General features: G+C 60.0%; 22 protein-coding genes. 12 read left to right on the forward strand and 10 right to left on the reverse strand.

Going from position 1 to position 24,742, the window contains the following annotated elements:
• Position 1 precedes the first annotated feature (1 nt).
• Both O8B93_RS09285 and O8B93_RS09290 read right to left on the reverse strand, forming a co-directional pair.
• Positions 2 to 502 carry a type III secretion system chaperone family protein gene (locus tag O8B93_RS09285; protein WP_269709516.1) on the reverse strand — a complete coding sequence of 167 codons (501 nt, stop codon included), beginning with the start codon at positions 500 to 502 and terminating at the stop codon, positions 2 to 4.
• Positions 503 to 926: 424 nt separating this feature from the next.
• Positions 927 to 1,190 (reverse strand): accessory factor UbiK family protein, encoded by a 264-nt coding sequence (locus O8B93_RS09290; protein WP_269709517.1) that lies wholly within the window; start codon positions 1,188 to 1,190, stop codon positions 927 to 929.
• A gap of 308 nt (positions 1,191 to 1,498) precedes the next feature.
• On the opposite strand from O8B93_RS09290, the gene lgt reads away from it, so the two are divergent.
• The 6 genes from lgt (at position 1,499) to O8B93_RS09320 (ending at position 7,512) form a co-directional block, all read left to right on the forward strand.
• Complete coding sequence (gene lgt, locus O8B93_RS09295; RefSeq protein ID WP_230059675.1) at positions 1,499 to 2,311, forward strand: prolipoprotein diacylglyceryl transferase; 813 nt, start codon at positions 1,499 to 1,501, stop codon at positions 2,309 to 2,311.
• Between the two features lie 15 nt (positions 2,312 to 2,326).
• Complete coding sequence (locus tag O8B93_RS09300) at positions 2,327 to 3,427, forward strand: class I SAM-dependent methyltransferase (protein ID WP_269709518.1); 1,101 nt, start codon at positions 2,327 to 2,329, stop codon at positions 3,425 to 3,427.
• Between the two features lie 150 nt (positions 3,428 to 3,577).
• A complete protein-coding gene (pgeF, locus tag O8B93_RS09305) occupies positions 3,578 to 4,372 on the forward strand; it encodes a peptidoglycan editing factor PgeF (protein ID WP_269709519.1) in 795 nt (264 codons plus the stop codon).
• A gap of 1 nt (position 4,373) precedes the next feature.
• Entirely contained in the window at positions 4,374 to 5,525 is a 1,152-nt protein-coding gene (locus O8B93_RS09310; RefSeq protein ID WP_269709520.1) for a M24 family metallopeptidase, read from the forward strand.
• Positions 5,526 to 5,615: 90 nt separating this feature from the next.
• On the forward strand, positions 5,616 to 6,359 hold the full coding sequence (locus tag O8B93_RS09315) for a hypothetical protein (protein ID WP_269709521.1): 744 nt from the start codon (positions 5,616 to 5,618) through the stop codon (positions 6,357 to 6,359).
• Between the two features lie 220 nt (positions 6,360 to 6,579).
• Entirely contained in the window at positions 6,580 to 7,512 is a 933-nt protein-coding gene (locus tag O8B93_RS09320; protein ID WP_269709522.1) for a ribose-phosphate pyrophosphokinase, read from the forward strand.
• A 253-nt stretch (positions 7,513 to 7,765) separates the two neighbouring features.
• Here the strand turns inward: O8B93_RS09320 and O8B93_RS09325 are convergent, their stop codons facing one another.
• The 4 genes from O8B93_RS09325 to O8B93_RS09340 are packed head-to-tail and all read right to left on the reverse strand — an operon-like array spanning position 7,766 to position 11,234.
• Entirely contained in the window at positions 7,766 to 8,614 is an 849-nt protein-coding gene (locus O8B93_RS09325; protein WP_269709523.1) for a phosphatase PAP2 family protein, read from the reverse strand.
• Entirely contained in the window at positions 8,604 to 10,112 is a 1,509-nt protein-coding gene (locus tag O8B93_RS09330; protein WP_269709524.1) for an ArnT family glycosyltransferase, read from the reverse strand. The genes O8B93_RS09325 and O8B93_RS09330 overlap by 11 nt, the downstream gene beginning before the upstream one ends.
• Positions 10,087 to 10,374, reverse strand: coding sequence for a lipid-A-disaccharide synthase N-terminal domain-containing protein (locus O8B93_RS09335; protein WP_269709600.1), 288 nt, complete (start codon positions 10,372 to 10,374; stop codon positions 10,087 to 10,089). The genes O8B93_RS09330 and O8B93_RS09335 overlap by 26 nt, the downstream gene beginning before the upstream one ends.
• Before the next feature lie 20 nt (positions 10,375 to 10,394).
• A complete protein-coding gene (locus tag O8B93_RS09340) occupies positions 10,395 to 11,234 on the reverse strand; it encodes a glycosyltransferase family 2 protein (protein ID WP_269709525.1) in 840 nt (279 codons plus the stop codon).
• Positions 11,235 to 11,431: 197 nt separating this feature from the next.
• Here O8B93_RS09340 and O8B93_RS09345 point away from each other — a divergent pair, with 197 nt between their 5' ends.
• Complete coding sequence (locus O8B93_RS09345; RefSeq protein WP_269709526.1) at positions 11,432 to 13,696, forward strand: methyl-accepting chemotaxis protein; 2,265 nt, start codon at positions 11,432 to 11,434, stop codon at positions 13,694 to 13,696.
• A 143-nt stretch (positions 13,697 to 13,839) separates the two neighbouring features.
• On the opposite strand, the gene adh is transcribed toward O8B93_RS09345, so the two are convergent.
• The 3 genes from adh to O8B93_RS09360 all read right to left on the reverse strand — a co-directional run bounded on the left by adh (position 13,840) and on the right by O8B93_RS09360 (position 18,680).
• Positions 13,840 to 15,357, reverse strand: a complete 1,518-nt coding sequence (gene adh, locus O8B93_RS09350) for an aldehyde dehydrogenase (protein WP_269709527.1) — start codon at positions 15,355 to 15,357, stop codon at positions 13,840 to 13,842.
• Between the two features lie 173 nt (positions 15,358 to 15,530).
• A complete protein-coding gene (locus tag O8B93_RS09355; RefSeq protein WP_269709528.1) occupies positions 15,531 to 16,490 on the reverse strand; it encodes a helix-turn-helix domain-containing protein in 960 nt (319 codons plus the stop codon).
• 105 nt (positions 16,491 to 16,595) lie between these two features.
• Positions 16,596 to 18,680, reverse strand: a complete 2,085-nt coding sequence (locus O8B93_RS09360; RefSeq protein WP_269709601.1) for a putative bifunctional diguanylate cyclase/phosphodiesterase — start codon at positions 18,678 to 18,680, stop codon at positions 16,596 to 16,598.
• A 304-nt stretch (positions 18,681 to 18,984) separates the two neighbouring features.
• Here O8B93_RS09360 and O8B93_RS09365 point away from each other — a divergent pair, with 304 nt between their 5' ends.
• From O8B93_RS09365 to O8B93_RS09385, 5 genes are all read left to right on the forward strand, one after another.
• Positions 18,985 to 19,590, forward strand: a complete 606-nt coding sequence (locus tag O8B93_RS09365; RefSeq protein ID WP_269709529.1) for a 50S ribosomal protein L25/general stress protein Ctc — start codon at positions 18,985 to 18,987, stop codon at positions 19,588 to 19,590.
• 302 nt (positions 19,591 to 19,892) lie between these two features.
• Complete coding sequence (locus O8B93_RS09370; protein ID WP_269709530.1) at positions 19,893 to 22,280, forward strand: EAL domain-containing protein; 2,388 nt, start codon at positions 19,893 to 19,895, stop codon at positions 22,278 to 22,280.
• A gap of 17 nt (positions 22,281 to 22,297) precedes the next feature.
• Positions 22,298 to 23,011: a substrate-binding periplasmic protein gene (locus O8B93_RS09375; RefSeq protein ID WP_269709531.1), complete on the forward strand. Its 714-nt coding sequence runs from the start codon at positions 22,298 to 22,300 to the stop codon at positions 23,009 to 23,011.
• A gap of 99 nt (positions 23,012 to 23,110) precedes the next feature.
• Complete coding sequence (gene pth, locus O8B93_RS09380; protein ID WP_269709532.1) at positions 23,111 to 23,827, forward strand: aminoacyl-tRNA hydrolase; 717 nt, start codon at positions 23,111 to 23,113, stop codon at positions 23,825 to 23,827.
• A gap of 5 nt (positions 23,828 to 23,832) precedes the next feature.
• Positions 23,833 to 24,285 carry a GNAT family N-acetyltransferase gene (locus tag O8B93_RS09385; protein WP_269709533.1) on the forward strand — a complete coding sequence of 151 codons (453 nt, stop codon included), beginning with the start codon at positions 23,833 to 23,835 and terminating at the stop codon, positions 24,283 to 24,285.
• 44 nt (positions 24,286 to 24,329) lie between these two features.
• Here O8B93_RS09385 and clpS read toward each other — a convergent pair whose 3' ends face one another.
• Positions 24,330 to 24,641, reverse strand: coding sequence for an ATP-dependent Clp protease adapter ClpS (gene clpS, locus O8B93_RS09390; protein ID WP_046797956.1), 312 nt, complete (start codon positions 24,639 to 24,641; stop codon positions 24,330 to 24,332).
• Between the last annotated feature and the right edge of the window lie 101 nt (positions 24,642 to 24,742).

The raw sequence follows: 24,742 nt of genomic DNA on the forward strand, positions 1-24,742 counted from the left end.
CTCAAGCTTCTCCGACGGTCTCGAACATGACCGCTTCAATTGCGCTTTTGGCATCCAGCCCCGACCAGACGACGAACTGGAATGCCTGATAATATTGCTCGCAGGCTTCCAGCGCGCTCGAAAGCAACACTTCCACCTGCTGGTTGTTCGGCTCGGCGCCGCCGGCCAGAAGCAGCGACTGGCGGAAGATCACCACATCTTCCTGCCGCCACAGATCGAAATGCCCCATCAGCACCTGACCGTTGACGTGAGACAGCAGGCGAATGACCTCGTTGACGCGCTGGTCCGGCACCTTGATGTCGAAAGCGCAGGCCAGATGCAGTGCCTCGAAGTCTTCCATCCAAGAGAAGGAAACGTGATAATCGGCCCAGTGACCGGCCACCGTCATGGCGATCTCGTCTTCGCCGGAACGTTCGAACGACCAGTCGTTCGAGGCAGCGACAATCTCGATCATGTCCACTGGATTGGACTGACGCTCAATTTCAAATTCTATCAGACTCATGCGGCACCTTCTCAGCCGGTCAGAATGTCGTGTTTTGAACGCCGGGCACAAAACGCACATACGAACCGGGATAAACATTTGAGACGATTGCCCGACACCACCAGAATAACGCATTCACCCTGTCTGGAGCTTACCGGTCTTTTCGAATCATCATTTAAAATCAGTGTATAATGGCCGAGTCCCGCTGCCACCCCTCACCCGCCATTTTTGCCTTTTGAGCAGTGGATATCTTCTCCCCCATCACCTCAGGCGAGAGTCTTAAGCGACTCTGCCGATTGCGTTTTTTGGAAGTGTCCACAGGCCCAAAAAAATCGCGTCAGATGACCGCTTTTAACAACCGCAAGTCTTCCGGACGAAACACCCGAAAACAAAAGGCCCCGGAATCGCAAGCGATCCGGGGCCTCTCAAAAAAATGCTGAAAAAATCAGTCCTTGGCGGTGGAAATCTTCGCTTCCAGAGCCTCGATGCGGGCGCGCAGCGCGTCGTTTTCATCACGCGCCTGAATGGCCATCTCGCGAACCGCGTCGAATTCCTCGCGCCGGACGACATCGAGGCTGTTCAGCCAGCGATCCGCCTGCGCATGAAAAGCAGCCTCGGCTTCCTTGCGCACACCCTGCGCCGCGCCGGCCGCATCGGTCATCAGCTTGGCGAATTCATCCAGAAAACGATTGGTGCCTGTCGTGCTCATGGCGCTCATCCTTCGTCGGTTCAGGGGCATCGTCTGGCCCGCTGTTGCTAGCCTTCAGGTAGGCACTCCACCGCCGCCTTGCAAGCGAAATCGAAAAATCGCAACAGCTTGGCAGGCCTCTGGCATCTTAAGTCGCAGCTTGAAGAATCACCTTGACCGCCGCCATCGCAATCGCCATTTTCCTTGGCGTCAGGAGACCGGTGAGCATCATCGCCCGGTTCCTTGAGGCAATGGATAATCCGTTGTCCGCCCAGCAACGATGACGGAATATATACGGATTGATAGCCGCTCCCACCCAACTCGCCATCATGCCTTTCCCCAATATCGATCCGATAGCACTGTCCATCGGTCCTCTGGCGATCCACTGGTACGGCATTGCCTATGTCGCGGGCATCATGCTCGGCTGGTTTTATGCCCGCCGCCTCGCCCGCACGGATCGCCTCTGGCCGAACGACACCTCGCCGATCTCGGCGCAGCATCTTGACGATTTCATCCTCTGGGCGGCCGGCGGCATCGTGCTTGGCGGCCGTATCGGTTACATCCTGTTTTACGATATGGCAGCCGTCGCGGCCAATCCCATCAGGGCAATCGAAATCTGGAATGGCGGCATGTCGTTCCATGGCGGCCTGATCGGCACGACGATCGCCATGATTCTCTTCGCCCGCCGGAACGGCATTCCGGTCTGGAGCATGTTCGACATCATTGCCGCCGTTGCGCCCATCGGCCTGCTGTTCGGCCGCATCGCCAACTTCATCAATGGCGAATTGTGGGGCCGTATCGCCGATGTGCCATGGGCAGTCGTCTTCCCGACCGGTGGCCCCTTTGCGCGGCACCCGAGCCAGCTCTATGAGGCAGGCCTCGAAGGCCTCGTCCTCGTCATCCTCCTGGCAATCGCAATATACGTTTTCAAGGCTCTGAAAACACCCGGCACCGTCACCGGCATATTCGTCTGCGGTTACGCGCTCTCGCGCATCTTCGTGGAATTCTTCCGCGAACCGGACGCCCAGATCGGTTATCTCGCCGGCAACTGGCTGACCATGGGCATGGTGCTTTCCACGCCGATGTTCCTTTTGGGCCTCTGGGCAGTCCTGCGGGCACGCAGCGCGACGAAAAGCGCCTGAGCGGTATGATCGCCCATGACCACACCGCTCGCGCAACGTATCAAATCCCTTATCCGGCTTAACGGTCCGCTCAGCGTCACCGACTTCTTTTCGCTGTGCCTCGCCGATCCCGAACACGGTTATTACAAGAGCCGCGAGCCCTTCGGCCGCTCGGGTGATTTCATTACCGCGCCCGAAGTCAGCCAGCTTTTCGGCGAAATGCTCGGTGTTTTCGTCGTGCACGCCTGGCAGCGGCATGGCGCGCCGGTACAAACGCAGCTGGTGGAAATCGGCCCCGGCCGCGGCACCATGATGTCGGACATGCTGCGTGTCATCCGCCGCATCGCGCCGCCGCTTTACGAGACGATGCGGGTACATCTGGTGGAGACAAGCCCCCGCCTTTCCGCCATCCAGAAGGAAACGCTGGCGGCACATGAGGACCGGCTGACCTGGCATGACAGTTTTGACGACGTGCCGGAAGGTTTTCTGCTGCTTGTCGCCAACGAGCTGTTCGATGCCATTCCGATCCGGCAATTCGTCAGGACGCCGCAGGGTTTCCGGGAACGCGTCGTCAGCCTCGATGCCAATGACGAACTCGTTTTCTCGACGGGCCTTGCCAGCATAGACCCGGACCTCCTGCCGCCGCAGCCCGAACGGCAACCGCTTGGCACCATATTCGAGGTTTCTCCTGCTCGCGAAGCCGTGATGACCGCAATCTGCCAGCGCCTCTCAGCTCATAGTGGCACCGCACTTGCGATCGATTACGGCCATCTGGTCGCCGGTTACGGTGACACGTTGCAGGCTATGCGCAACCACGCCTTCGATCCACCGCTTGCGCATCCCGGCGAGGCCGATCTGACTAGCCATGTGGATTTCGAAAGCCTCGTCAAAACGGCGCAAGCGACCGGCGTACACGTCAACGGTGCCCTGAGGCAGGGCGATTTCCTCCACGGCCTCGGCCTCAGGGAAAGGGCGAGTGCGCTTGCCGCCAAGGCCACGCCCGACCAGACGCTTGAAATTGCCGAAGCGGTGAACCGCCTCGCCGGCGAAGGTGCCGGCAAGATGGGGGAACTTTTCAAGGTCATCGCCGTTTCAAGTCCCGCGCTTCATCTTCTGCCGTTTCGCGCGGTGGATTGACAGCGCAATCACCTCTGGGCCAACATCGCCGCGACACACGAAGCAGGCACACTGCATCACACCGCCACGCAACGCCGTGGCAACAGGAAACATCTCGCTTAACCCTACTCCTCTGGCCAACAGCGACATTCTCCAAGGAATTCTCCCACCATGCAGAACGCAACGCTGCCGCTCCCGCTCCAGTCCCCCCTGCTCGCCGCATCAGGCGAAAACCGTGTTCGCCACGGTTTCTTCACCCGGCAGGGCGGTGTCTCGGAGGGCCTTTATCAGGGCCTCAATGTCGGCCTCGGTTCCCATGACGAACCCGAAAAGGTGCAGGAAAACCGCCGGCGCGTGACGCAATGGTTCGGCCTGCCCTCGGGCCGCCTCGCAACCGTGCACCAGGTCCACTCCCCTGACGTCCTTGTGGTCGATGAAACCTATGACGGCAACCGTCCGCAGGCGGATGCCATGGTGACGGCAACGCCGGGTTTCGTGCTGGGCGTGCTGAGCGCCGATTGCGGACCCATCCTGTTTGCCGATGCGCAGGCGGGCGTCGTGGGTGCGGCCCATGCCGGCTGGAAGGGCGCGCTCTTCGGCGTGCTCGAAAACACCATCGAAGCCATGGTGAAGCTCGGCGCCAGCCGCGAGCGCATCGCCGCCTCGCTTGGCCCCTCGATCAGCCAGGATAATTATGAGGTCGGGCCGGAATATGTGGCGCGCTTCACCGATATCGATCCCGCCTATGCGGATTATTTCGCCGCGACGGAGAAGGAAGGCCACGCCTTGTTCGACCTCAAGCAATTCACCATCGACCGGCTGACGAAAGCTGGCGTGAAGGCGGAAAATCTCGGCCTCTGCACCTATCCCGACGAACATCGCTTCTATTCCTACCGCCGCACCACCCACCGCGCCGAACCCGATTACGGCCGGCAGATTTCCGCAATCGCAATTCTGGAGGACTGACATGGCCCTGCATTTCGAGCTTTCGGAATTCGATGCCCGCCGCGAGCGTCTGCTCGCGAAAATGGCGGAAGAAAAGCTGGACGCCCTGCTGCTTTTTGCGCAGGAGAGCATGTATTGGCTGACCGGCTACGACACCTTCGGCTACTGCTTCTTCCAGACGCTGGTGGTCAAGTCCGACGGTTCCATGACACTTTTGACCCGCTCTGCCGATCTGCGGCAAGCGCGCAATACCTCCGTCATCGAAAATATCCTCATCTGGGTCGACCGGCCCAATGCGGACCCCACACTTGATCTCAAAAACCTGCTGAGCGATCTCGACCTGCTCGGCGCCAAGATCGGGGTGGAATACGATACCCACGGCATGACCGGCCGTGTCGCCCGCCTGCTGGACAACCAGCTTGCCAGCTTCTGCCAGATGAGCGACGCCTCCTATCTTGTCAGCACGCTGCGGCTCGTCAAAAGCCCGGCCGAGATCGCCTATGCCCGTAAGGCCGGACAACTGGCCGATGAGGCTCTGGATGCGGCGTTACCGCTCATCAAGCCCGGCGCGGACGAGGCCGCGATCCTTGCTGCGATGCAGGGTGCGGTGCTGGCCGGCGGCGGCGATTATCCTGCCAATGAATTCATCGTCGGTTCCGGCGCGGATGCGCTGCTCTGCCGCTACAAGGCCGGACGCCGCAGGCTTGACGCCAAGGATCAGCTGACGCTGGAATGGGCCGGTGTCAGCGCCCATTACCATGCCGCCATGATGCGTACGGTGGTGATCGGCGAACAGGATTTCCGGCAGAAGGAGCTTTATAGCGCCTGCCTGCAAAACATCACCGCCATCGAGGAAGTGCTGCAGCCGGGTAAGACTTTCGGCGATGTCTTCGATGTGCATGCCCGCGTGATGGATGAACGCGGATTGACCCGCCACCGCCTGAACTCCTGCGGTTATTCGCTGGGCGCCCGTTTCTCGCCTTCCTGGATGGAGCACCAGATGTTCCATGCCGGCAATCCGCAGGAAATCACCGCCGATATGACACTCTTCGTGCATATGATCGTGATGGATTCCGATTCCGGCACGGCCATGACGCTCGGCCAGACCTATCTGACCAAGGACGGCGCCCCGGAAGCGCTCTCGCGCCATAACCTCGATCTTCTCACAGCTTAAATCGCCGCCGGGTTTGACAGAGCGGGAAGACCGCCCTTACATTGCCGCCACCTTGGGCAAGAAGGAGCGGAACATGAGAGGGAAAATCGCATGAGCCGGACGGGGTTCACCCCCCTTTTTTCGGCCATCATTGTTCCAGTGCTGATGCTGGCCCTTTCGGGCTGCAACACGACGGAGGCGCTGACACCGCAGGTGAATGTCGGCCACAATAATGCCTCGCAATCGACGCCGGTAACGCAGGGCGATCTCGACCAGATGGCCGCCGCAGCCGACCGCGCACCCGCAGGCGCCCCGGCAACCGCGACCTCCGTGCCCGCTTATGCGCCGCAGAACTCGCTGCAGGCGCAGGCACAGGCCATGTCCAGCGGCAACCAGTATGGCGAACCGCTTAGCCAGACCCCAAACGCGGCCCAGCCTCCCGCGGCCGCCCCCTCGCAGCAGACTGCCTCACTCGCCCCGGCATCTTCGGCAAATTCCATCCGCTTTCTGCCGATCATCGGCGCGCCCGTTCAGGCCGTCACGCCGCTGTCGCGCCAGCTCGGTGCCGAAGCGCGGGCCAAGGGGCTGACCATCCGCGCCTCCAACGACAATTCGGCCGAGAACATCCTGAAGGGATATTTTTCCGCCTTTGCCGATGGCAGCAAGGTCAATATCGTCTACGTCTGGGACGTTCTCGATGCCAATGGCGTGCGGCTGCATCGCCTTCAGGGGCAGGAAACGGTGGCGGCAAAAGGCAGCGATCCATGGGCCGCCGTGACCGATAGGGCCATGCAGGATATCGCCGCAAAAACACTGAACGACTATACGTCCTGGAAGCATTCTCAACGCGGATGAGGTGAAACGGCGGGAGAAGTCATAGAGATTTCACGAAAATCATTGCGAAAGCGCGGAGTCCTCTTGCAATCGGAAGCAACAGCGCTATTAAGGCGCGCATGGCAACAAGGCGTATCCGGCAAAGGCTTTTCGGCCGGATGTTCCTCCCCTTGAACGACGCTTGGTTACGGTGGATTAAGCCCCGTGGCGCAAGGCGATGGCATGGAAACAGGCGGCCGCAATGAAGGTTTTCGCAGGCAATTCGAACCGGCACCTCGCCGAAGCGATCTGCAAGTATCTGAACGTTCCTCTCGGAAATGCCACTGTAAAGCGGTTTGCTGACCAGGAAATATTCGTAGAAATCAGCGAGAACGTGCGCGGCGAGGACGTTTTTATCGTCCAGTCCACCTCCTTCCCGGCAAATGATCATCTGATGGAACTGCTTATCATGATCGATGCCATGCGCCGCTCCTCGGCCAAGCGAATTACGGCGGTGCTTCCCTATTTCGGTTACGCCCGCCAGGACCGCAAGGCCGGCCCCCGCACCCCGATTTCCGCCAAACTCGTTGCCAACCTGATTACCGAAGCCGGCGCCGACCGCGTTCTCACGCTTGATCTTCATGCCGGCCAGATCCAGGGCTTTTTCGACATCCCCACCGACAATCTCTTCGCGGCGCCCATTCTCGCCCGCGACGTGAAGGATCATTACGACACCAACAATGTCATGGTCGTTTCGCCTGATGTCGGCGGCGTAGTTCGCGCCCGCGCCCTGTCGAAGCGTCTGGACTGTCTGCTGGCAATCGTCGACAAGCGCCGTGACCGTCCGGGCGAATCCGAGGTCATGAACGTCATCGGCGATGTCTCCGGCAAGGATTGCATCCTGATCGACGATATCATCGATTCCGGCGGCACGCTCTGCAACGCCGCGGAAGCGCTGCTGAAAAAGGGCGCCACCAGCGTTACCGCCTACATCACCCACGGTGTACTTTCCGGCGGCGCGGTTGCCCGCGTGGCCTCCTCGAAGCTGCGCGAACTCGTCATCACCGACAGCATCCAGCCGACCACAAGCGTTCAGTCCGCGCACAATATCCGCGTGGTCAGCACCGCAGGCCTGCTTGGCGAGGCGATCAATCGCACCGCGCAGGAACAGTCGGTATCCGGCCTTTTCGACTGAAGAACGCCGGAAAACCTCGGCCGTCATGCCCGGCCTGCACATATGTCGTCCGGCTTAGATGATGGACTATATATATCGGGGTCGATTGCGGCGGAGACATACCCTCCTGACGCCATCCTCGGGCTCGTCCCGGGGATCTAACACGCCAACAAAATCAATACATAGCAAACCCTCGGGACAAGCCCGAGGATGGCGTGGAATCTCTGGCGAACGTCGCCATTCGTCTAGTTGATACCGTACTTCGCACGTCCTCTTAAGACGAGGCCGCACCCGCATCCGGGGGCCGCTGCAGGCGGGAGGCTGCGGCCTTGATTTTCGGCCACCAGCGCCGAACACAGGCAAGGACGGCATGGCGACCATTGCGCCAAAGGCTCATCGTATCGGCCGAGATGGCATCACCGGTGAAGAGGTGGCGGTGACGGCTTATCGCCAGCACCCGGTACAGAAACAGTGTCGTCAGGGCGGAAAATAGAATGGACATCACCACATCACTGAGGAAATGCCCGCCCGCTGCGATGCGAAGACCGGACATGAGGATGATTGCCCCGGCAGCAAGAACACCCACCACCCATTGCCCCAGGGGACGCAGACGCGGCCAGACAAGCACGCAGAGCGGCAGGAAAAAGCTCGCGATCAGTGCTGTTTCCCCCGAAGAAAACGAACAGTTCGAATAACATTGCGTGCTGAACTGGAAAGGTGGCGTAAATAGCTGATGCCCGCCAAATTCGGTGACGCTGAACGGACGCGCGCGACCGATCATGGCCTTCAGTACGCCATTGACGAGAAGCCCGGCACAGAGGATCACCGGCCCGCACAGGAACGCCCAGACCCGCCAACCGGTTCGCTGCAGGGTGCCCAGCCGGAGATTACCGACGAGGACCAGGAAAGCCAGAAGCGTGGCAAGCTCCGCACCTTCGCGCAGCGTGTCGCGCAGCCATTCGGGAAACGGCTCCCGGCCGGGCCATGGCTGGCCCACCGGCGAAAAGAACAGGGCGGAGAACCGCAGATCGATGGAGGGGAAGGTCGCAAACAGGATGACGAGCGCGAGTGCGGCGAGCGTTACCCAGATGGTGATCCGCATATGGGAGAGATCATTGTCCATGAGCGCCCTCCGGAATGCATTGCGGCGGCAGGCGCCAGAGCCCGATTTCCCGGCCCTCCAAAAAGCCCGGCCCGGCAGTCCAATGCGCAACCGGCGCCTCACCGGCAAGGCATGCCGGCAAACCATCCGCGCTCGCCAGAAACAGCGGATTTTTCGCTTCGCCTGATTTCAGCGGATAAAGAAGCGCATAGTGGCTGGACGGAACACCGGTTTCGGGCAATGCCCGCGTCAGTACCTGTTTCTCATCCCGCAACTGGTAAAAAAGCTCTGCCAATATCGAACGATCATTAGCGACGATGGCATCCGCCCCCGCCTCACGCGCCCGCGACAGGCCGGTCGATACCAGTTCGGAACGCCCGAGATAACGCGCCATCGCCAGTTCACCCTTCGGCAGGCGCAACTCCGTTCCGGCAATCGTCATCAGCGGCAATGCGATGGCGACGATACCGCCGAGCACCAATGTGGACACGGTGAGCCAGCGCCGCGACGCCAGCACCGGCACCGCCAGAAGCACGCCGGCCGCATAAGCCCCCACCGCCCAGTTGGCGAGGGAGCGCGACATCAGGCCCTGTGCCGTAATCAAAAGCACGATCGGCACCGAAAGCGCCACCAGCGCACGGGCTTCGGCCGTCTTTGCGCGGATTGTCGCGACAATCATGCCGACAAAAACGAAGGGGCCGACCACGCCCGCCTGCGAGAAGAAGAATTCCAGAGCAGAACCGATCTTCAGCTGGACCCCATGCCAGTTCGCGTTGTCAGCCGTATGGCGCGCGGTCATGAAATCATGCGCAGCGTTCCACCACAGATTGGGGGCGATGACGGCAAGGCAGATCAGCGCGGCAATCGCCGCGTCACGCAACCGGATGCGCCATGCTTCGCAAAGCCAGCCGGCGGCAATGAAGCACGGCAGAAAATAGATCATCGCATATTTCGACATCAGGCCGAGGCCGAAACAGAGGCCGAGAGCGATGCTCCAGCCCAGCGCGCCAGTGTTTTCGGTCCGCGCCTGCGCAAGCTTTCTGACCGAAATCATCGACAGCACGATGAACAGCATCATCGGCGTATCGGTCGAGATCAGCAGGCTGCCCAGTGTCACGGCGGGCAGCGTCAGATAGACAAGGGCGGCCAGCGAGGCCAGTCTGACATCATAGATCATCCGGCCCAGCACAAGAATGGCCGCCGCCGCAACGCCATGCACGACAGGTGCGGCCAGCCGCACCTGGAACGTGCCCTCGCCGCCGCCCAGAATTGTTGCCGCGCGAATGAGCCAGCCGATCAGCGGCGGCTTGGAATAGGCGCCGAGCGCCATCTCCCGGCCCCATAGCCAATATTGCGCCTCATCGACGAAGAGATCGGTGCGGTTAAAGGCCAGCCCAACAACCCGCAGCGCTGTCACGACAACGATCGCCGCAACCGCAAATGTCAGCCAGCCGCGCTGTTCGCTCGCCTGCGCATGAGGCAGGGCCACACCGTCATGCATGCTGGCGGCGTTCTGCATGGATCAACCAGAGATTTCGGGCATAGATGAAAAGGCCGGACGCCTGCCCGATCACGAAGACCGGGTCGCGCCGCCACAGTGCATAGGAAAGCAGCACCACACCGCCGAGAATGGAAAAATACCAGAAGGCGACCGGCATGACCGATCGGCTGGCCCTTTCAGAGGAAATCCATTGAACCAGAAAACGCATGGTGAACAGCATCTGGCCCATGAAGCCGGTCAAGACCCATACGAATTCCTTCCAGCTGTTCACATGCAGCATGGACCATAAAGCCGGTGCATTCACGGCAATGTCTCCGTTTTGAAAGTTTCAGCCCAGTTCGACCGCTTGCGCCGGCGCAGCAGCCAGGCGACGCCGATCAGATCGTGGATGCCGACAAGCGCGCGGCCGATATTGGTGTAATGGGAATTTCCGTGCTGCCGCGCCCGATGCGTGACGTCGACATGGGTCACCTGCCAGCCGTCGCGATTAAAAAGCGCCGGGAAATAGCGGTGGTGGTGATCGAAATAAGGCAAGGCGAGATAGGCGTCGCGACGGAAAGCCTTGAGCCCGCAGCCGGTATCGCGCGTGCCGTCCTTCAGGATGCGCGCCCGCAACCCGTTGGCAAAGCGCGATGAAAGCCGTTTTCCAAGCGTATCGCGCCGACCGACGCGCTGGCCGGCGACGAGGCCGAGACGGCCTGATGCAGTGGCCGCGAGAAGCGGTGCCAGAAGCGCGGGCAGATTGTCCGGCGGATTCTGGCCGTCACCATCAAGCATGCAGATAACAGGTGCCCGCGCGGCCTGCACGCCGCTATGGATCGCCGCCGATTGCCCGCCCTGACGGTCGTGCCGGACAAGCCGTAGCATCGGGTAACGGTCACCGAGCGAAAGCACAGCATTCACCGTCCGGTCGGAGGAGGCATCGTCCACCACAACGATTTCGAACTGGCCCACCGGCTGGCAGGCAGCCACGATCTCGGCCACGAGCGTTTCAACGCTCGCTTCCTCATTATGCATCGGCACGATAACCGCGAAATCCGGGATCGATCGCAAAGGGGCTCCGTCATATCCATCTGCGCAGGTTCCGCAGACATCATCGATAGTGCCGAGAGAAGGAGCGCGAAAAGCTTGCATGAACATGAACAGCCGTTGATCTTCGCTGCATATGCGCCTGTTCTATTGCAGTTTTATAACGGCACGTGTCGGTGGAGTGTCGGTGGCGGTCAAAGTTTTTTTCACGGAATGCGGGAAATAATCGTACAATTTGCAGCCCTTTAACGCGACCGTAAGCAATTTTTGCCACCGTGCGGCCACGTTTTTTGGGGGGAGGAAACAGGATGCCGGGTGCAAATCCGACTGCTGTCAAAGCTAAATCATTGTCAATCAAGGCCAAATTCGCGGCGCTCGTCACGGGCGCGACGCTGGTTTCCTGCCTGTCCGTGGGGCTGTTATCCTACGAGATGGGCAAGTCTGGCCTTATCGACGCCAGCGAAATCAGGCTCGAAACGGTTGCAAGCAACCAGACCAAGCAGCTTGACGCCTATACTTTGCGTGTCGAACAAAGCATCACGGAACTGTCGCAGAATGCCGCGATCGCCCAGTCGCTGGACGCGATGACCGCCGTTGTGCCGACGGAAAAAGACGCCATCATCCAGGCTTTCCGCCGCGAAGGTGTTTCTGAAGAGGAGCGTGCCTCCTTTAACGGCGAAGGGTTGCGACTGCTTTATGCCATTCGCCACGCGACCATCAACGCCGCCATCGCCAGCGTCTGGCGCAATACCCGCGTCAGCGACATTTACGTGATCGACAAGAACGGCCTCATTATCTATTCCGTGACCAAGGCAAAGAACTTCCTGACCAATGTCACGGAACCGCAGAACGCCGCGATCAACGACCTCTTCCAGCGCATCGAAGCCGGCAAGGACGGTGTCATCAGCACAACCGGCTTCACCGGCGGCGACAATGACTCGGCCATGATCGGAATGCCGCTCGCGGTCTCCAACTGGGGCCAGATTCAGCGCAAGGGCGCCGTCATCATGCGCATTGCCGCCGACCGCATCGGCGCAGTCGTCACACCCGAAGAAACCGGCAAGACCATCGATGACGCCATTCTTCTGAGCGCGGAGGGCAAACGCCGCGCCGGCGTGCTCTCGGGCGGTGCGGATGCCGCCATTTCCGAAAATCTCGCCGCCCTTTCGGGCACAAGTGATGCCGGAATGGTGATGGCGCAGACGCCTGCTGGCAACATCTTCTATGCCTATCGCCCGGTCACCGTGTTTGGCCAGAAGCATCTTCTGGCCATCGGCCAGCAGGAGAGCAAGGTGCTGGCCGCCGCCAACGATCTTGCCTTCTGGGCAGCCGTTGCGACCCTTGCCGTGCTTGCGATCATGACGCTGATCGGCATCTTTGTATCCGCGAGCCTCACCAAGCCATTAACCGGCCTTGCCGGATTGATGGAGCGCCTCAACGGCGGTGAGAACAATATCGAGATCAAGGCGGTTTCCCGCGGCGATGAGATCGGCACCATGGCGCGCGCGCTGGAATCCTTCCGTCAGGGCATTCTGGACAAGCAGCGCATGGAAACCGAAGCCCATCGCAAGGGCGAGGAACTGGATGAGGAACGCGCCCAGCGCGAAATGGAAAAGGCCAGAAGCGCCAAGGAACTGGAAGAGGCCGTTGATGCACTCGCGACCGGCCTTGCCAATCTGGCCGCCGGCAGGCTCGATCGTCGCATCGAAAAAGCCTTCGTGCCGTCGCTCGATCATCTGCGCATCGACTTCAACAACTCCATGGCCGGGCTGGAAGCGACGATCTCCAATATCGGCGAAAGCGCCAACGCCATCCGCTCCGGCTCCGGCGAACTGAAGAGCGCATCGGAGGACCTGTCGCGGCGCACCGAACGTCAGGCAGCAGCCCTCGAGGAGGCCGCCGCGGCACTCGGAGAGATGACACAGGCGGTCGATCTCTCGCTGTCGCGTTGCAATGTCGCCGTCGAGGCGACGGCGGGCACGATGCAGGACGCCCACAAGTCCACGGCTGTCGTGAAAGAAGCGATCGTCGCGATGGAACGCATCGAAACCTCGTCGGCCAAGATCCGCCAGATCATCGACGTCATCGACCAGATCGCCTTCCAGACGAACCTGCTGGCCCTGAATGCCGGCGTGGAAGCAGCCCGAGCCGGCGAAGCCGGAAAGGGCTTTGCCGTTGTGGCGCAGGAAGTCCGCGAACTGGCCCAGAAATCGGCTGCCGCCGCGCGCGACATCACAACGCTCATCGCCACCTCGGCAGGCGATGTGGAAAGCGGCGTGGCGCTGGTGCTGAAAACAGGCGAAAGCCTGGAGCAGATCCAGAAGCGCATCCAGTCGGTCAACGACCAGATCGGCGAGATTGCCACCGCATCGCGCGAACAATCCGGCCGCCTCAGCGAAATCAATGCCTCGGTCAACGAACTTGACCATGTCACGCAACAGAATGCGGCGATGGTGGAGGAAACCACGGCGTCGGCCTTCTCGCTGGCAAGCGAGGCGGATGGCCTGACCGAACAGGTGGGGCAATTCTCAGTGGGCGAGACCCGGCACGCGGACCAACGCTACGCAGCGTAAGCAACAACAAAAAAGGCCGGAAGCAAAACCTCCGGCCTTTTATTTTTCTTAAAACTCCGATCCGGGCTCCCAGGGGCCGAAGCCCCTGGGAACACGCCGGCGACCAGGCACCGTTTGCCCCTCGCCGGCTTCCGGGGAGGACCTCAGAAGAAACCGACCTTGTTCGGGCTGTAGGAAACCAGCAGGTTCTTGGTCTGCTGGTAATGATCGAGCATCATCTTGTGGGTCTCGCGACCGATGCCCGACTGCTTGTAACCACCAAAGGCAGCACCCGCCGGATAGACGTGATAGCAATTGGTCCACACGCGGCCCGCCTCGATACCGCGGCCGGCCCGATAAGCGATATTGGTGTCGCGGCTCCAGACGCCCGCACCCAGACCGTAAACCGTGTCATTGGCGATTTCGAGCGCCTCTTCCACGGTCTTGAAGGTGGTGACGGAAACGACAGGACCGAAGATTTCCTCCTGGAAAATCCGCATCTTGTTGTTGCCTTCAAAGACGGTCGGCTGGATGTAATAACCGTCCTTCAGGTCGCCCGTCAGCGTCTTGCGGTCGCCGCCGGTCAGAACCTTGGCGCCTTCCTTCTTGCCGATCTCCAGATAGCTCATGATCTTGTCGAACTGTTCCTGCGAGGCCTGCGCGCCCAGCATGGTCGACGGGTTGAGCGGGTCGTCCTGGCTGATCGCCTGAACGCGCTTGATCGCCTTTTCCATGAAGCGGTCATAGATCGATTCATGCACCAGAGCACGCGAGGGGCAGGTGCAGACCTCGCCCTGGTTCAGTGCAAAGAAGGCAAAACCTTCTAGCGCCTTGTCGAGGAAGGCATCGTCCTCGTTCATCACATCGGCAAAGAAGATGTTCGGCGACTTGCCGCCCAGTTCCAGCGTGATGTTGGTGACGTTGTCGGCCGCATAACGCATGATTTCCTTGCCGACCGAGGTGGAACCGGTGAAGGCGATCTTGGCGATGCGGTTGCTCTGCGCCAGCGGCTTGCCGGCTTCAAGGCCCGTGCCGTTGACGATGTTGAGGACGCCCGGCGGCAGAAGATCTTCGATCAGTTCCATCACGATGAGAATGGAGGCCGGCGTCTGTTCCGCAGGCTTCAGCACCACGCAGTTGCCGGCGGCAAGCGCAGGCGCCAGCTTCCACGCAGCCATCAGGATCGGGAAGTTCCACGGAATGATCTGGCCGACGACACCGAGCGGTTCATGGAAATGATAGGCGACCGTGTCGTTGTCGATTTCGCCGATCGTGCCTTCCTGGGCGCGGATGCAGCCTGCGAAATAACGGAAATGATCGATCGTCAGCGGAATATCCGCATTGGTGGTTTCGCGCAGCGGCTTGCCATTGTCCCAGGTTTCAGCCCGGGCGATGAGGTCGAGATTGTCTTCGATCCGCTGAGCGATCCTGAGCAGGATGTTGGAGCGTTCCGTGATGCTCGTCTTGCCCCATTTTTCGCGGGCCTTGTGGGCAGCGTCGAGCGCGAACTCGATGTCGGCAGCATCCGAACGCGGTACTTCGCAAATCTTGTGCCCGGTTACCGGTGAGAGATTGTCCATGTAGCGGCCGGATTTCGGCTCCACCCATTTCCCGCCGATGTAATTGCCGTATTTCAGCTTGAAGGGCGCTTCGCCCGCTTTCTGCTGAACCTGAATGTTCATGATTTCATCCTCCCTGATGAAAACGATCCTGAGCGGACCGCATGGGAGGAAGGTGGGCCTAGATGGCGCGGTTCGGTAGAGGGGCGGCGCGGTTCCGCAGCGCACATTGTCTCACATCTGCGACAAAGCCGCCGCGATCCGGCGTAATCGGCCGGATCGCACGCTTACGAACCTTAGTGCACGTCGAATTTCTTCATTTTGCGATGAAGCGTGGCGCGGCTGATGCCAAGCAGTGAAGCGGCCTGCGTGACATTGCCGTTGGTGCGCGACAGGACACGGCGAAGCGCTGAACGTTCCGCTTCCGCAAGGTCGGAGCCGCCGTCGTGGCGCTGTTCCTGAAGAATATCCGCCGCCGGCAGTCCCTGTGCGATCCTGGCATCATCGAGCTTCAACGCAAGGCGGGCGGCCCGCGTCGCGCCCAGCACGAGATCGTCCTGATCCACAGCCAGCAGGGAAAGCGCCGCACCGAACCCGGTCGGCACGACGACGATGCGCGCGCCGGGAAAGGCGCGGCGGAAAAGATTGCCTTCGATACGCTGCGCCGCATCCTTCACCGCCTGGGTGACGAAGGAAAAGGTCATCTCGTTGATATCGTCGCGGCAGGTGGAAATATCGAGTGCGCCCGTCACCCGGCCGGTATGGTCGCGGATGGGCGCCGTGGTGCAGCAGAGTTCAGTGTTCGACGTGAAGAAGTGCTGGTCGCGATAGACCACCACCGAGCGCTCATCCACCAGCGCCGTGCCGATGCCGTTGGTGCCCACGCTCTCTTCGCTCCAGACGGCCCCGTTCCAGAGGCCGAGCGCCCGGAAATCGCGGTCATCACCGGAAGCACCACGTCGCTCCAGCGCAACGCCCTGCGCGTCGGTCAGAAGCAGGCAGCAGCCGGATTTGCCAACGCTGTGAAAAATGCGGTCCAGCTCATCCGTGCTCTCGGCGATCAGACCGGCGGCACTTTCGCGGGCGCGGCGAAACTCGGCCTCGCTGAGAAAGATCGGCTTGCGGTTTTCCTCCGGCGCAAGACGGTGTTTGACCATGCAGCGCCGCCATGAGGCGATAATCGGAGAACTTGCGGCCGCGGAACGATGGCGCGCTGTTTCATACACGCGTTCCGCATGGGCGATGTCTGTCGGCATACGCTCCTCCCAAAGCTTTTGTGCGATGGTGCGCTGGAAGCGTTCGTGTTTCAACAAAAAATTTCGCGACTGCTCCTGCCCCAAGCAACCGTGAGCTGCGCCGGACTAGCGAACAGCCTTGATATAACGCCGGCCGGAGGCCTCTTCCGTTTCATCCTCCGCCGAGAGGAAGGTGTCGTCCACGAGATTGGCGATGGAGGTCGACGGTCCGGGTTTGCCGAAAAAGAAGCCCTGCACCTGCAGGCAGCCTTCCCGTCGCAGGAATTCAATATGGGCTTTCGTCTCCACACCTTCCGCAAGCACCGGAATATTGAGGCTGTGCGCCAGAATGAGCGTCGAGCGAACAATCGCCTCCGACTGCACATTGGTGGACAGGCCATCGATGAAGGCGCGATCGATCTTGATCTTGTCGAAGGGGAAGCTTTGCAGGGTCGAAAGCGAGGAATAACCCGTACCGTAGTCGTCCATGGCGATCTTGACGCCGAGCGACTTTAGTTTGCGGATGGTGACGAGCGCGTGGCGATGATCGGCGATGATGCTGCCTTCGGTGATTTCAAGCTCGAGCCTTTCCGGCGCAAGCCCCGTCTCGACAAGAATTCGCTCGACCTTGTCGGGGAAATCATTATCCGCAAGCTGCTGCGGCGCGACGTTGACGGCAATGGCGAGTGACTTTTTCCACCGCGCTGCCTGCGCGCATGCTTCTCTCAGAACCCATTCGCCCAGTTCGACGATGAAACCGGTCTGTTCGGCAATCGGAATGAATTCGACGGGAGAGACCATGCCGCGTTCGGGATGTTTCCAGCGCAGAAGCGCCTCGAAACCGACAATGCTGCCGCTTCTGGTGTCGTTCTGCTGCTGGTAATAAAGCTCGAACTCGTTATTGGCGAGGCCACTGCGCATGGCGATGGCAAGCGCATTGCGTTCGCGCGCAGCCTCGTCCATGGATTTGTCATAGAAGCAGATGGTGTCGGAGGTGCCGCTTTTTGCCCGGTACATGGCAACATCGGCCTGCGCCATCAGGGTATCGGCATCGATGGAGCCGGTGTTGCGGACCGATATGCCGACACTTGCGCCGACCGAAAATGTTTGGCCATTCCATTCGACCGGTTTGCTGATCTGCTCGATCAGTCGCTGCGCGAATTCCGCACCGTCGGCTCGGGTGTAATAGGAATGGGTCATCGCCACGAACTCATCGCCGCCCATACGCGCCAGGAATTCACCGGTCTTCAGCACGGAACTCGCCCGGTCGGCAATGGCGCGCAGCACGGCGTCGCCGGCCGCGTGGCCATGCACGTCGTTGATTTCCTTGAAACGGTCGAGATCGATCGACAGAAGCGCGGTATGCGCACCCAATGAGATATGACGCGTGCGGCGGTTGAGATGTTCGATGAATGCCGCGCGGTTGGGAATACCCGTCAGCGGATCGTGCAATGAAAGATGGCGATAGCGGGCAACCGCCTGCTGGGTGGACTGGGCATCGATGACATAGGTGGAGAGTCCGAGCGCCAGAAGCAGCAGCGTCACGGCGATTGCGCCTCCACCCATGATGGCCGGCGGCAGCAGATTTTCCGGAATGACGATGCGCGGATCGAAGGCGAAGGACATGGAGGCCATGCCGGTGTAGTGCATCGAAGCAATGGCGAGGATGAGAAATGCCACCGCGCTATATTGGCAGAAACGATTGAGAGGCCGGGCAATGCGATTGACCGCAATGGCGCCGAGCACCGATCCCAGCACCAGCGAAGCGATGACATAGGCCTGATTCCAGAAGATCATGCCCTGAACATTATAGGCCGCCATACCGGTATAGTGCATGGCCGCAATGCCTAGGCCGAGGATGACCCCGCCGGCTTCCACCAGCACGCTGCGCCCGCCATAGGCGGAAATGCCGAAACCGGCAGTCGTCGTCGTAATAGCGATAAGAAGCGAAAGCCCGGTCAGATAGGGATCGTAACCCACATCCCCCGCCGCGACATAGCCCAGCATCGCCACGAAATGGGTGGTCCATATCGCCGCGCCGCCATTCACGCCCGCAAGAAACAACCAGTTGACCTTCTGCAACCCCGTCGCCAGACGCGCTTTCGAAAAAAGACGCATCGTGACGAAGCTTCCGAGCATGCAAACGACAACCGCCGCGGCGGTATATCGATAGTCGTGATCGATGGTAAGGCACTGGAGAACTTTGAGCATGGTCATCTACGCAATTGGAAAATTTGCATAGGCTTATCATTCGCCAAGTTTTCACCCGGTTTATGTGCATGGATAAGCATATATTAAAAGTTGCAACAAACGAGTGAATTAGTATTTCCTAATAAAATTACAAAGCGGCAACCGGGAAAACAGGGGTACTCTTGTCTTTGGCCTCCGTTTGTATTATAGCGCCCGCACCCGTGTAGACACCCTTGGAGGCAACGCGGGTGGGATGGTGCTTGGCACCTCCCCAGTTCAGCGCCCGCGGGCATGAACTCTCCATATAACCTCGAAAGGAATTGCCATGAGCAAAGAATCGTATGAGCTCAAGGCCGAGGCGCGCGAACGAGTTGGTAAGGGGTCCTCTCGTGAACTTCGCCGCAACGGTTTGATTCCCGCTGTCATCTATGGTGACAAGCAGGCCCCCATTTCTATCGCACTCTCGACCAATGAAGTCACCAAGCGTATCCACGCTGGCGGTTTCATGACGACGGTTGCGACCATCGACGTCGACGGCAAGAAGATCAAGGTTCTCCCGAAGGATTACCAGCTTGATCCGGTCCGCGACTTCACCATGCATGTCGACTTCCTGCGCGTTTCGGGCAACACGCTCGTCAACGTTGAAGTTCCGGTTCACTTCGAAAACGAAGAAAAGTCGGACATCAAGATCGGCGGCGTTCTGAACATCGTTCGCCACACGGTGGAATTCCACTGCCCGGCCAACGACATTCCGGAATTCATCACGGTTGATCTGTCCGGCCTGAAGATCGGCGACAGCGTCCACATCTCGAATGTGAAGCTGCCGAAGAACATCTCGCCTGTCATCGCCGACCGTGACTTCACGATCGCAACGATCGTCGCTCCGGCTGCAGGCGTTGCAGACGAAACGACCGAAGAAGCTTCCGAGTAATCGGCGGCCGCAAGGCCTGACAGCTTTGAAGAATGAGGCCCGTTCCGTTTTCGGAACGGGCTTTTTAGTTTTTATGAACTTTAAAACCAGAAAGCCCGGCTCCCCACGCCGAGAGGGGAACCGTTTCAGGGTCGATTAACACTTCCATGAAACGATACCCTAGCGCTGTCGTGGAAACGTCGGACGGTCTGGGAAATTGTACAAGAGAGGTGCGGCCTTTGCCGAAAACCTTCGCAGACCCCATCCGAACGGACGAAAACACGGCGCAGCAAGTCTGGGGCAAAGGGTAGCTGCAATTTAACATGGCTCATTCCGTCGAAAGCCGCTTTATCGCGATTGTTTCCGGCGCACTTCTTACAGTGGTCGCCCCGCTTTTCACGCTTTTGCTGACGCTTTCCTATAACGAGGCAATCCGCAGCCAGCGTAACCATATCGAAATTCTGCTGTCGACGAATACGCAGGCGCTGGCCCGCCCCCTTTGGGACCTTGATGACGACACCATAAACCAGATTACCGGAACCCTTGTCTCCGATCCCATGATCCGTATGGTCGAGGTCAAGGATACATCCGGCCAGCTCGATGTCGTCCAGACCGCCGGCAGCGACATTATTCAGGATGCCGCCTCGACGACGCGCGAGGTGATCTACAAGACCACCAAGGGACCAGTCACCGTCGGCCAGCTGACAGTCTATTACGATGATGTCGGCCTTCTGACTTCGCTCAGCCGTACCGAACTGGCCTTTATCACGATTTTCATCCTCGCCGTCCTCACCATCGTTCTCGCCGCCATCGTCGGCAACCGCTTCATGGTCATCCGTCCGCTGATGCGACTGGCGGCGGCGATAGAGGCGACACGCCGCCTCGGCTCACGCCACCATGTCGACTGGCGCTCGAAGGATGAAATCGGCCGGCTGGCAAAAAGCTTCAACGAAATGCAGACTCAGCTCGAAAAGGAAGAGCTGGAGATCAAGAATGCCCACGAACGCAAGACGGAGATCTACAACCGCACACCCGCCATGCTGTTCTCGCTCGACAGGCACGACCGGATTGCCGCCGTCAGCGACTATTGGGTACAGGCGACCGGTTATGACCGCACCAGAATACTTGGCCTCAACTTCGCCGATCTCATCCACCCCGATGACAGGTCCCTGTTCCAGCAGCGCAAGGCGGCGCACCCCTCGCCCGACGCTTCGCATAATGGCATCACCGTGCGTTTCCATTGTATGGATGGCGGCGTCATGGACGCGCTCATCCTCGAAAAGCCTCTCGATTCCGGCGATGCCGCGCAGCTAAGCACGTGCCTTTGCGTCATGACCGACGTGACCGAACTGAGCCAGTCGGAAAAACGCAACCGCCAGCAGGCCATTTCCGACCATCTGACCGGCCTCTTCAACCGTCAGGGCTTCGAGGCGATCCTCGATCTGCAGATCCGCGATGCGGACCGGAACGGCAGCGAACTGGCGTGCCTGTTCATCGACCTCGACCGTTTCAAGGCCATCAACGACAATCTCGGCCATGCGGCGGGTGACGCCGTTCTCAAGCAATTCACAATGAAACTCGAACCCCTGCTCACGCCGCTCGACAGCGCATCACGGCTCGGCGGCGACGAATTCGCCATTCTGCTGGCCGGCGACAAGGTGGAAGAGCGCGCCCTGGAATTCTGCGAGCGTGTCTGCGCCATGCTGGACATGCCCTTCGAGATCGAGAACAACAGCATCCGCCTCAGCGCCAGCATCGGCATGGCGGTCTATCCCCTGCACGCCTCCAGCGCATCCGAACTTTTGCAGAATGCCGACATGGCGATGTACACCCGCAAGAGAACCGGCAAAAACGGTTCGCAGGTCTTCGACAGCTCGATCATGGACCGTGCTCGCGAACATGCGGAGCTGGAGCGGGATATCGCGCAGGCACTTTCCGAGGACTGGTTCGAAGCCTATTTCCAGCCCATTCAAGACCTCGCAACCGGCCAGACGGCGGGTTTCGAAGCGCTGCTGCGTCTCAACCATCCCGACAAGGGATTGCTTTCCCCGGCCGCGATCATCAGCCTTGCCGAAGAAAACGGCACCATTCAACGCATCGGCAATCTTATTCTCGATCAGTCGATCGCCAATCTCGCCAGACTGTCGCGCCTGCCGGGCATGGAGCAGACCTATGTGGCGGTGAATTTTTCGCCGCTGCAATTCGAACCGGGGTTGCCGACACGCATCGCCGGCGTGCTGCACCGGCACGGTATTCTCCCCGGACGCCTGGTCATCGAGATCACCGAAGCCGTCATCATGAAGGACGATCCGCAAATCCGGGCGATCCTCAACGCCATCCACCAGCTGGGCTGCCGCATCGCGCTGGATGATTTCGGCACGGGTTATTCCTCGCTCAGCTATCTCAGCCGCTTTCCGGTCGATATCGTCAAGATCGACCAGTCCTTCACCCGCTCGATCTGCGATGACACCGTGGAAATCAGGCAACGAAACCGCATGCTCGTCGAAGGCATCGCAGCCATCTCACACAAGATGAACTGTACCGTTATTGCCGAGGGCGTGGAGACGGAAGAGCAGAAGGACCTTCTGACCGATATGGGCGCGGATTTCGGGCAGGGTTATTACTTTGCGCGCCCCCAGCCGGTCCAAAGGCTGATCGCCACATTCGATGCGGTGTCCGGGCAAAACCGCGCTGCGGCGCGACAAGCGTGAACCCGGAGGAGGCAGCGATGGGATTGATCCGCTTTTGTCTGCTCTTTCTTGCTCTCGCCACACCAGTCAGCGCGGCCAAGCTCTTCCTGACGACCGAGGTCTATCCGCCCTATAATCTGCAGGCCAGCGACGGCAGCGTGCACGGCGTCTATTTCGACCAGCTCAAGATCGTGCTTCAGGACACCGATACGGATTACGAAGTCGCCGTCATGCCCTGGGCGCGGGCCATTGCACTGGCCACAACACAGGCCATGCACTGCGTCTTCGCCACGGCGAGAACGCCCGAGCGGGAAAAGCTCTTCAAATGGGTTGCCCCAATTCACACCGACCGCAACATTCTCGTGGCCCGCCGCGAGGCGAATATCGAAGCTTCCAGCCTCGAGGACGCCAGAAGATACCGCGTGGGAACCCAGCGGGGCGACTATACCGAAGCACTGTTGGAAAAACTCGGTTTCCCGCAGGTGGATGTCGGCGCGGATTTCGAGATCACGCTCAACAAGCTGAAGCTCGGCCGCATCGACCTCATGCCCATGTCGGAAAGCACCTTCAAGAGCCTGCCTGCGAACAGCTTCAAGGAGGTGATAACGCTGAGCCGGCAACAGCTCGGCCTTGCCTGCAACCAAAGCGTTCCCGACGAGATCATCGCGAAATTGCAGGCCCGGCTGGACAGGCTGATCGCCGATGGAACACAGCAGCAGATATTTGATCGTTACGGTCTGGTCAGCCCCTGAGCAATCGGCCGATCGCCCGCAAACCCATAAAAAGATTGACATCAGGCATTTTTCGGGGTGGTGACAACAGCATCATCAGGCAAAACGCGGACATGCCCCATGAAGATCATCGCAGGACTTGGTAATCCCGGCGCACAATATGCGGGAAACCGTCACAATATCGGCTTCATGGCCGTGGATGCGCTGCAACGCCTGCCCTCCTTTGCGCCCTGGTCGAAGAAGTTCAAGGCGGAAATTTCCGAAGGCGAGATCGGCGGCGAGAAGGTTCTGCTGATGAAACCGCTCACCTATATGAACCTGTCAGGCGAATCCGTCGGCGAGGCCATGCGTTTCTTCAAACTGACGCCGGCCGACATCATCGCCATCCATGACGAACTTGATTTGCTGGCCGGCCGCACGCGCATCAAGATCGGCGGCGGCCATGGCGGTCATAACGGCCTTAAATCGCTCGACGCCCATTGCGGCAAGGAATACCGCCGCCTGCGCCTCGGCATCGGCCATCCCGGCGACAAGGAGCGGGTGCACGGCCACGTGCTCGGCGACTTCGCGAAAGCCGACCGCGTCTGGCTCGATCCGCTGCTGGACGCCATTGCCGATAACGCCGCCATGCTGGTGAAGGGTGAGGATTCGCAGCTGATGAACAAGCTGGCGCTGGCGACGGGCAGCAAACCGGAAGCGGAAAAACCGGTAAAGGCGGGCAAGCCAGCCGCGCAGTCCCACATCCATCAGGCGCGCAACAGCGCCCAGCCGAAAAAGCTGCCGGAAACCGGGCCGATGGCCGAGATGCTGAAGCGAATGTTCGGCAAGAAGGACTAGCACCCATGTCTTCTGACACCATCGCCCTGCGTGCGGCCGGCCCCGACGATCTGCCCGGTTTGCTCGAACTCTACCAGTCACTCAATCCATCAGACCCGCAATTGACGACGCAGGAAGCAGGTGCAGTTTTCGCAGCCATGCTCGCCCAACCCGGCCTGACCGTATTTGTGGCCACAGAGAATGGCAAACCCATCGCGACTGCCACGCTTCTGATCGTTCCGAACCTGACCCGCGCCGCCCGCCCTTATGCCTTCATTGAAAACGTGGTGACACTGGAGGCGCACCGCGGTCGGGGATATGGCCGCACGGTGGTGCGCCACGCCATTGAGACTGCCTTCGGCGCGAACTGCTACAAGGTGATGCTCCTGACAGGCCGCCACGACCCGGCGGTTCATGCCTTCTACGAAAGCTGCGGCTTTGTGCAAAACAAGACAGGTTTCCAGATTCGGCAGGATTAAGGACAACGTGTCGGCTGCACGGCACCCCCACACGCCATACCCCCTCACTCCTCCGGCTCGGTCGTGAACATCAGTGGGAAGCCCGCTTCCTTGCCGAGATCGGTCGCCTCCTTGGCCTTGGTCTCGGCGATATCGCGCTCGCAGACAACCACCACCGCGCTGCCGAAGCGATGCGCCGTCATCATCACCCGATGGCCGGTTTCCTCGCTCATGCGAAAGACGGCTTTCAGCACCACCGTGACAAATTCGCGCGGTGTATAGTCGTCATTCAGCAGCATGACCTTGTAGAGCTTCGGCCGCTCCAGCTTCGGTTTGACTTTCGGTTTTGGTTTGAGATCGACAGGACTGTCACTCATGATTGTCGCTCGTCATGGTGGTTCATCATCGTGGTTCAGGGGAAAAATCCCGCTGGATGGCGAAAGATCGCGTCTTGGACCCGCTCATATTGCGCCGCAAC

Source organism: Martinezella rhizogenes (assembly GCF_027460065.1).
GTDB lineage: Bacteria > Pseudomonadota > Alphaproteobacteria > Rhizobiales > Rhizobiaceae > Agrobacterium > Agrobacterium rhizogenes_C.

Excerpts from the sequence above, each read along its gene's own strand:
- O8B93_RS09285 (WP_269709516.1), bottom strand. The coding sequence starts at position 502 with ATGAGTCTGATAGAATTTGAAATTGAGCGTCAGTCCAATCCAGTGGAC.
- O8B93_RS09290 (WP_269709517.1), bottom strand. The coding sequence starts at position 1,190 with ATGAGCACGACAGGCACCAATCGTTTTCTGGATGAATTCGCCAAGCTG.
- lgt (WP_230059675.1), top strand. The coding sequence starts at position 1,499 with ATGCCTTTCCCCAATATCGATCCGATAGCACTGTCCATCGGTCCTCTG.
- O8B93_RS09300 (WP_269709518.1), top strand. The coding sequence starts at position 2,327 with ATGACCACACCGCTCGCGCAACGTATCAAATCCCTTATCCGGCTTAAC.
- pgeF (WP_269709519.1), top strand. The coding sequence starts at position 3,578 with ATGCAGAACGCAACGCTGCCGCTCCCGCTCCAGTCCCCCCTGCTCGCC.
- O8B93_RS09310 (WP_269709520.1), top strand. The coding sequence starts at position 4,374 with ATGGCCCTGCATTTCGAGCTTTCGGAATTCGATGCCCGCCGCGAGCGT.
- O8B93_RS09315 (WP_269709521.1), top strand. The coding sequence starts at position 5,616 with ATGAGCCGGACGGGGTTCACCCCCCTTTTTTCGGCCATCATTGTTCCA.
- O8B93_RS09320 (WP_269709522.1), top strand. The coding sequence starts at position 6,580 with ATGAAGGTTTTCGCAGGCAATTCGAACCGGCACCTCGCCGAAGCGATC.
- O8B93_RS09325 (WP_269709523.1), bottom strand. The coding sequence starts at position 8,614 with ATGGACAATGATCTCTCCCATATGCGGATCACCATCTGGGTAACGCTC.
- O8B93_RS09330 (WP_269709524.1), bottom strand. The coding sequence starts at position 10,112 with ATGCAGAACGCCGCCAGCATGCATGACGGTGTGGCCCTGCCTCATGCG.
- O8B93_RS09335 (WP_269709600.1), bottom strand. The coding sequence starts at position 10,374 with ATGCTGCATGTGAACAGCTGGAAGGAATTCGTATGGGTCTTGACCGGC.
- O8B93_RS09340 (WP_269709525.1), bottom strand. The coding sequence starts at position 11,234 with ATGTTCATGCAAGCTTTTCGCGCTCCTTCTCTCGGCACTATCGATGAT.
- O8B93_RS09345 (WP_269709526.1), top strand. The coding sequence starts at position 11,432 with ATGCCGGGTGCAAATCCGACTGCTGTCAAAGCTAAATCATTGTCAATC.
- adh (WP_269709527.1), bottom strand. The coding sequence starts at position 15,357 with ATGAACATTCAGGTTCAGCAGAAAGCGGGCGAAGCGCCCTTCAAGCTG.
- O8B93_RS09355 (WP_269709528.1), bottom strand. The coding sequence starts at position 16,490 with ATGCCGACAGACATCGCCCATGCGGAACGCGTGTATGAAACAGCGCGC.
- O8B93_RS09360 (WP_269709601.1), bottom strand. The coding sequence starts at position 18,680 with ATGCTCAAAGTTCTCCAGTGCCTTACCATCGATCACGACTATCGATAT.
- O8B93_RS09365 (WP_269709529.1), top strand. The coding sequence starts at position 18,985 with ATGAGCAAAGAATCGTATGAGCTCAAGGCCGAGGCGCGCGAACGAGTT.
- O8B93_RS09370 (WP_269709530.1), top strand. The coding sequence starts at position 19,893 with ATGGCTCATTCCGTCGAAAGCCGCTTTATCGCGATTGTTTCCGGCGCA.
- O8B93_RS09375 (WP_269709531.1), top strand. The coding sequence starts at position 22,298 with ATGGGATTGATCCGCTTTTGTCTGCTCTTTCTTGCTCTCGCCACACCA.
- pth (WP_269709532.1), top strand. The coding sequence starts at position 23,111 with ATGAAGATCATCGCAGGACTTGGTAATCCCGGCGCACAATATGCGGGA.
- O8B93_RS09385 (WP_269709533.1), top strand. The coding sequence starts at position 23,833 with ATGTCTTCTGACACCATCGCCCTGCGTGCGGCCGGCCCCGACGATCTG.
- clpS (WP_046797956.1), bottom strand. The coding sequence starts at position 24,641 with ATGAGTGACAGTCCTGTCGATCTCAAACCAAAACCGAAAGTCAAACCG.